Origin of the sequence: Terriglobus sp. YAF25 (assembly GCF_052113305.1) — a bacterium.
Taxonomy (GTDB): Bacteria; Acidobacteriota; Terriglobia; order Terriglobales; family Acidobacteriaceae; genus Terriglobus.
Map to the genome: position 1 here is coordinate 1 of NZ_JBFRCY010000955.1, position 1388 is coordinate 1388.

The window sequence follows — 1388 nt, forward strand, 5'->3', positions numbered from 1 at the left end:
TCCATAGGCTTCGCTGGGGGATTCGATTCCATTGCTCCCCATCCTGAGAGAGTCGGAGACTTCTACGTCCATAGGCTTCGCTGGGGGATTCGATTCCATTGCTCCCCATCCTGAGAGAGTCGGAGACTTCTACGCCTTCGTTGGGGGGCCGGTCCTCGGAGTCCGAGTACTTTCCCGATCCGGTAGGGCCCGAGATATCGCTTGACAGCTTTTCTTGAAGAGTTTTCTCGGCTTCGCTGGAGGCTTCGTTTCCGTTCTGAGGCCCTCCCAGCCAGTCCTCAGCGTGAGTACCCGTTTGGGTGGCAATACCGGAAATATTACCGGTACCAACCCGCCCGGCTTGGCTTTCGGGGTGGGCTGTGTGGGGCTGCTTATCATTTTCGAGATTTATGCTCACGAATGGATCTCCTTGATTTGCTTTGAACAGAGCGGGAGGAAGCAAAAAGGTTATCCAGGTGTCGTTCCCCAGAATTGGTTGAATACAGGGTTAGCTTCCCACGCTATGCGCGTGGGGTCAAGAAGTTGTCCATTCTCGCGCGAATCGCTGCCATACCGCTTTGAACAGAATGCCTTGTGACCCAATTCTGCAACGAGCGTATCCAGCTCGGCCACAGCGATACCTACGCAGCTATGGATGGAGACGCGGAGCCTTCGTCCGCGTCCTTCAAAGTCTCGAACTTGTCATCAATGGCTGTGATGATACGCCTAGCGGCCTGGGTGATGGTTTGAAGTGAAGCGGTGAGCATTTCCGAAGTCACGTCATAGCTGGCAAGGTAGAAGCGGCTTCCGGTGCGGATGCCATAGTGGGCGAGCACTGCAAAGCTAACAGACTCCGCTTCCAGGTCGCGGTGTTGGCGCGTCGTCTCCTTGCGGTTTCGTTTGTGGAGAAGCGCTCGTGGGCGAGTTCGTGAGCGATGACCCCGCAACGTGCCGCAGCACCTAATGTCTCCTCGATCTCGGAAACCTGGGAAACCTGGGGACAGGGAAACCTGGGGACGAAACCTGGGAAACCTGGGGACAGACGGGACGTTTCCATTCCGAACGCGATCAATCTACGCTTCAAACATCAGTTGTGCCTGTGCGAACCTTATCTGCTTACGTCCCGTCTGTCCCCAAGTTTTTCGTCTGTCCCCAAGTTTCCGTTCAACCTAGGTCCAAGGTTCGCCGAGAGCTTGCTCTTGAGTTCGTCGATCTACATAGACCATGTTGATCATGATGTCGTCAGGACGAACGGAGAGCTTGCTCTTGAGTTCGTCGGCGATGAATCGGAAGAAGGCGAGCTTCGACTCCAAGTTGTTTCCGACAGTGCTGGTCACCTGGATTAACAGGAAGTCAGGCGACCTGTCAAAACCGAGGAAGGTCTTGTCGTAGATCAGATTGTCGGCCGT

Annotated in this window: 2 protein-coding genes; both read right to left on the reverse strand. The window is 55.0% G+C overall.

Features of this window, described 5'->3' with window-relative positions:
- Positions 1-620: 620 nt before the first annotated feature.
- Positions 621-815, reverse strand: a complete 195-nt coding sequence (locus AB4043_RS25550; protein ID WP_442308523.1) for a hypothetical protein — start codon at positions 813-815, stop codon at positions 621-623.
- Positions 816-1148: 333 nt separating this feature from the next.
- Positions 1149-1388: tautomerase family protein (locus AB4043_RS25555; protein WP_442308524.1), on the reverse strand; the 240-nt coding region annotated here is incomplete at its 5' end.